The organism is Streptomyces sp. NPDC001093 (assembly GCF_040298985.1).
Lineage (GTDB): Bacteria > Actinomycetota > Actinomycetes > Streptomycetales > Streptomycetaceae > Streptomyces.
The window spans coordinates 1-4,757 of the sequence record NZ_JBEPBF010000257.1; the positions used below are offsets into that span (position 1 = coordinate 1).

6 protein-coding genes are annotated in these 4,757 nt (G+C 71.3%); 3 read left to right on the top strand and 3 right to left on the bottom strand.

What is annotated here, in order from left to right; translation table 11 throughout:
• Window positions 1-636: 636 nt before the first annotated feature.
• Window positions 637-1,065 carry an ATP-binding protein gene (locus ABT288_RS49435; protein WP_351623367.1) on the top strand — a complete coding sequence of 143 codons (429 nt, stop codon included), beginning with the start codon at window positions 637-639 and terminating at the stop codon, window positions 1,063-1,065.
• Window positions 1,066-1,164: 99 nt separating this feature from the next.
• Window positions 1,165-2,139: an L-threonylcarbamoyladenylate synthase gene (locus ABT288_RS49440; protein WP_351623368.1), complete on the top strand. Its 975-nt coding sequence runs from the start codon at window positions 1,165-1,167 to the stop codon at window positions 2,137-2,139.
• Between the two features lie 20 nt (window positions 2,140-2,159).
• On the opposite strand, the gene ABT288_RS49445 is transcribed toward ABT288_RS49440, so the two are convergent.
• Both ABT288_RS49445 and ABT288_RS49450 read right to left on the bottom strand, forming a co-directional pair.
• Window positions 2,160-2,360 carry a hypothetical protein gene (locus ABT288_RS49445; RefSeq protein ID WP_351623369.1) on the bottom strand — a complete coding sequence of 67 codons (201 nt, stop codon included), beginning with the start codon at window positions 2,358-2,360 and terminating at the stop codon, window positions 2,160-2,162.
• Between the two features lie 115 nt (window positions 2,361-2,475).
• Window positions 2,476-3,117: a carbonic anhydrase gene (locus ABT288_RS49450; protein WP_351623370.1), complete on the bottom strand. Its 642-nt coding sequence runs from the start codon at window positions 3,115-3,117 to the stop codon at window positions 2,476-2,478.
• Window positions 3,118-3,155: 38 nt separating this feature from the next.
• Here ABT288_RS49450 and ABT288_RS49455 point away from each other — a divergent pair, with 38 nt between their 5' ends.
• Complete coding sequence (locus ABT288_RS49455; protein ID WP_351623371.1) at window positions 3,156-3,374, top strand: hypothetical protein; 219 nt, start codon at window positions 3,156-3,158, stop codon at window positions 3,372-3,374.
• A gap of 256 nt (window positions 3,375-3,630) precedes the next feature.
• Here the strand turns inward: ABT288_RS49455 and ABT288_RS49460 are convergent, their stop codons facing one another.
• Window positions 3,631-4,026: a hypothetical protein gene (locus tag ABT288_RS49460; protein ID WP_351623372.1), complete on the bottom strand. Its 396-nt coding sequence runs from the start codon at window positions 4,024-4,026 to the stop codon at window positions 3,631-3,633.
• Window positions 4,027-4,757: the final 731 nt, after the last annotated feature.

Below are 4,757 nucleotides of genomic sequence, written 5' to 3' on the forward strand. Positions count from 1 at the left end.
TGAGTTGCCTACGTGTCACACCCAGCGTCCTACCAGATCCCGCCCCCGCACGGGACCAGAACCCGAGATTGATCACGACCTCACACAGGCCCTAGTGCCGCGTCAAGCTACGTTCGCCCTGTCGTGATGTGTCGCCCCGTTGCTGTGCCGGGAAGCACCGGACGGCCAGAATGATCACGTGGCTGAAGCACTCCACCGGAGCGATCCTGTGGACAGAGGCCGCCGCCGGCGAGCGCTCCCTGCATCTGATCTCCACCACCTGTGACCGTGCGCGGTAGTTGGCGGATGTGCACGGTTACTGGCGGAAGCGCCGAGACCATGACGTGAGCTGCGTATCCGCAGGTGGAGCGCCTCGGGCGGGCTCCGGAGCCGCCAACTACGACCTACTACGGCGACCCGCCGACGGGTCCAGGCGGGGCGTTGCGCATGCCCGTCAGGGCGGGGAGAGACGGGCACGGGCCAAAGGCTCCAGGTCCCCGTACAGAGCCGCGTGGGGTGCGATAGAGCCGGTCCAGTGAGGGGCCGCGCGGCGTGCCTGCACGGAGGGTTTGGGGTAGGCGCGTTGCGTACGGCCAATACGCTCAGGCAGAGGGCGGTGACCATGGATGAGGCTGCCCGAACCGAGACCACGCATCGGTGGTCCTCAGGCCGCTGGTGACCGCGTCGGCGGCGTACGAGGGCGGCCCCGCCGACATCGCCGCCGCCAGCCACCTCGCCCGCGGCTTCCTGGCGCGTGTGCAGGCAGAGCACGGTCTTTCGGTCTCCGGCCGGGCGATGGGCATGGTGCAGCTGATCACCAACGCCTGCGAGCACGCGCCCGGGCCGTGCCTGCTCGATCTGGAAGTGGACGGCGGCACCATCAAGATCACGGTCTGGGACAGTGAACCGGTGCCTCCGGTGGCCCAGGCCGCCGATCCCGGCCGGGTGGGCCGGCACGGCCTGGAGATCGTCGTGGCCGTGTGTCAGGAGATCGAGGTGCACCGGGAGCCGGTCGGTAAGCGCACGGTCGGGTCGGTGATGCTCGCCGACGACCCCGGCGGTGACATCTCGGGCCGCCACCGCTGAGGCCGTCAGCGGCCTCGACGACTGGTGAGGAACCGTGGTTGGCACTGAGATTGATCATGGCCGTCGCCGGTCCGTTGTGCTCCTAGGATGGGCCGGGTGATGGCAAGGACCAGTGACATCGAGAAGGCGGCCGAGGTGCTGCGCGCCGGAGGGCTGGTGGCCCTCCCGACCGAGACCGTCTACGGTCTGGGCGCCAACGCCGAGAATCCCACTGCGGTCTCGCGCATCTTCCAGGTCAAGGGACGTCCGCCCTCCCACCCGCTGATCGTCCACATCGGCGGCGCGGAGCATCTGGACGACTGGGTGAAGGACGTGCCCCAGGCGGCGCGCCTGCTGGCCGAGCACTTCTGGCCGGGCCCCCTCACGCTGGTCCTGCAGCGCGGTCGCCGGGTGCCCCTGGAGGCGACCGGCGGCTTGGAGACGGTGGCGGTGCGCGTGCCCGACCACCCCGTCGCACTGGCGCTGCTGGCGGCCTTCGGCGGCGGTGTCACGGCCCCCTCCGCCAACCGCTTCGGCCAGGTCAGCCCGACCACGGCGGACCATGTCCGTGCCGAGCTCGGCGATGGGGTCGACTTCGTGCTGGACGGCGGCCCCTGCGAGGTCGGTGTCGAGTCGACCATCGTCGACGTCACCGGCGAGATCCCGAGCATCCTCCGGCCGGGCGGGGTGACGCGCGAGGACCTCGAAGCGGTGCTGGGGCGCCCGGTCGCTGTCCCCGCCACCAGCCGCGTCCGGGTGCCGGGCCAGCATCCGTCGCACTACGCGCCGCGTGCACGGGTCGTCCTCGTCGAGCCGGAGCATGTCGTCGCCGAGGCGGAGCGGGCGCAGGAGCTGGGGCACCGGGTGGGCGTCTTTCTGCCCGCCTCCTTCGCCGGCACCCCGGTGAAGGCGCACGCCGTGGTGACGGTCCCGTCTTCGATGGGCGCCTACGCCCGCGGGCTGTACGGGTTCCTGCGTGAGCTGGACCAGCAGGGGTGCGACCTCATCGTGGCCTCGTTGCCGGTGGAGGAGGGGCTGGGACTGGCGATCGCCAACCGGCTGCGCCGCGCCGCGGGGCCCCGGCCCACCGTGTGACCGGCACCGACGCCGTGCCTTTACTGCTCCCGGGGACGGGGGCCGGGCGGATGCGTGACGGGGTCGGCCGGGCGCCCACCGCTCTGGCAGTCCAGGCACAGCTCGTGCCGCCCCTCGTCGGTGACGACCGTTCCCCATCCCCGGCACACCTCGCAGCCCGCGGCCCGCGCCAGGTCGGCGCGGGGGACGGTGCCGGGCGCGTATTCGGCTCCGTGAGCCATCGGGCGCCCCCTCCCGTGGATGATCAAGCGGTGAACCCGATGGGTTCCTCCTCCACGTATATAGGCGTGTCCTGCGGCCGCGGCAATTCACGCTGAGCAGCCACGGCCGGGGCGGTCAGGACGCGGCGGGGACTGTGGCGTCGAGGCCGCGGGCGGCGACGAGCTGCGCGCTGCCGTCGGCCAGGCGGTAGCGCAGGCCCACCACGGCGGCCTGCCCGGCGGCGACCTTGTCGGCGAGGACCCGGGAGCGGTCCAGGAGCAGGTCCGCGGTGTGCCTTATGTGCTCGGCGAGGATCTGATCGGGCTCGACCTGTCCGGCGGCCCGCGCGGCCAGCACGCTGGGGGTCACCCGCTCCACGACGTCCCGGACGTACCCGGCCGGTGTCATGCCGTTCTCCAGGGCAGCGCACGCGGCGCCGACCGCGCCGCACGAGTCGTGGCCGAGGACCACGACCAGCGGGCAGCCCAGCACGTCCACGCCGAACTCGATGCTGCCCAGCACCTCCGGGCCCATGACGTGGCCTGCGGTGCGTACCACGAACAGGTCGCCCAGGCCGCGGTCGAAGATGATCTCGGCGGCCAGCCGGGAGTCGGAGCACCCGAACAGCACGGCGAAGGGCTGCTGGGACGGGGCGGTCTCGGCGCGGCGGGCGGCGTCCTGGTTGGGGTGCTCAGGGGTACCGGCGACGAAGCGCCGGTTGCCGGCCAGCAGCAGCTCGAAGGCGTCGCGGGGCGTCGGGGTGTGGATCTCTGTCATGGCCGCAGCCTACGAGCCGGACCGTTCGTTGGCAGTGCGTGGATGCTCACAATGGCGGCGATGCGCAGCCCCTTGCGGCCTCGCTGGAGGTGTACTGGCTCCCGCCCTGGCCGGACCGTCACAACGATGCCGGCGCGCATGAACGCGCGACGGACCGGCTGGCGTCGGGGAACGGACGGGCGGTGATAGTCGCCATCGCGGTGGCCACCGTGCTCCTCGCGGTGGTCTCCGTCGTGGTGCGTGACCTGCCCAGGTGAGCCTCTATGAGCTGTTCGGGGAACCGATGGTGCGCAGCTGGCGTGCCGCAGCCGGCCGCCACCGAATGGGCCGCGGGATGACCACCCGGACGGGCGGTGCGGCGGGACCGATTCTCCGGCGGCGCCCGCACCTCCCGCGGAGTGTGCGGATCCTGCGGGACCGCCCACCCGGCTGCATCGTTCTCCCAGCGGTGCAGCCGCCCCGTGCCCGTGCGCCTCGTGCGCAGAGGTGCCGGCCGTGGGGGTTGCGTGCGCGTCAGGGTGCGGGAGGGACGGCGCGGGCCAGGGGTTCCAGGTTGCCGTAAAGGGCGGCGTGGAGTGCGGCCGCGAGTTCACGGGCGCGTTCTTCGCTACGCACGCCGTGCATCATGAAGTAGACCGGCCCTGTGTAGGCGTCCAGGTCGACCTCATGGCTGTGGATCAGGCGGCTGATCGCGTCCCGGATTGCCTCGTTGACGGTATCGGCGACCGCGTCGCCGGAGCCGGCGGTGAGGGTGTCCGCCTTCACGGTCCACCGCTGGCGCTTTTCGGATTCGATGGCGACGAATACGGCGTTGTGCGCCATGGCGTCGCGGTAGACGTCGTGGAAGGCGTCGGTGCCGGTGGCATCCGGGATGAGGTGCGCGGGGCAGGGAACCGGCAGAGGCTGCACCAGAGCATTCTGCCAACACGTGAGACCTCTGCGCACCCGCCACGCGACGGCGGGTCAGGTTGAGTGATCAGCAGATGGCCGGGGCGCTGCGGCGCGTGGTGGTGACGGCGAGCGGGCGCCGCCTTCACGCCTCGCGGCGTCCGCTGACACGCCCTTGGATGCCGGGCGGGCGCGGGTGCAGGCTCTGCCCACTGCGCTCACGAGCGCTTCATCCGGCCCATGAGCGGTGTCAGTTGGCCTTTCTGCGCGGTGCTGTTGGCCCGCAGGGTAGCGGTCGGTTCTCCCACCTGCGGGAATTTGCGGGAAGTGGTATGGGGTGCTGCTTGCTCGGGCTGTGCTGGGTGCATGAAGGCTCCCGTTCGTACGGCTGCTGCGGAGTCGGCACCGGTGTGGTCGCCCAGCTGCACTCTGGATGACCTCGCCACCTGCTACGCCGTCGATGCGGAGGCGGCTGCTCGTCTGGATACGGGCTCGGGCTGGGGGCGGCGATGGACAGCGTTGTGGAAGGTGTCTGAGGCTGAGGTGATCTGTCCGGTCCAGGATCTGGCGGGCTTTCCCGCGCTCTCCGAGTTGGGCGATCGCCCGCAGACGAGTGGGCACGGTCCTGGCTCCGGACGAAAGCCCGCAGCGCCTAGATGTATTGATCACGAGCGTTGTTGACAGCCGCAGGGCTTGATCATGGCGAAGACCTCCGGTGTGGTGGAGCTGTCTAGGACTGCACCGCACGGAGG

Bases quoted from the DNA above. Each gene is read 5' to 3' on its own strand.
- ABT288_RS49440 (WP_351623368.1), top strand. From the start codon at position 1,165: ATGGCAAGGACCAGTGACATCGAGAAGGCGGCCGAGGTGCTGCGCGCC.
- ABT288_RS49445 (WP_351623369.1), bottom strand. From the start codon at position 2,360: ATGGCTCACGGAGCCGAATACGCGCCCGGCACCGTCCCCCGCGCCGAC.
- ABT288_RS49450 (WP_351623370.1), bottom strand. From the start codon at position 3,117: ATGACAGAGATCCACACCCCGACGCCCCGCGACGCCTTCGAGCTGCTG.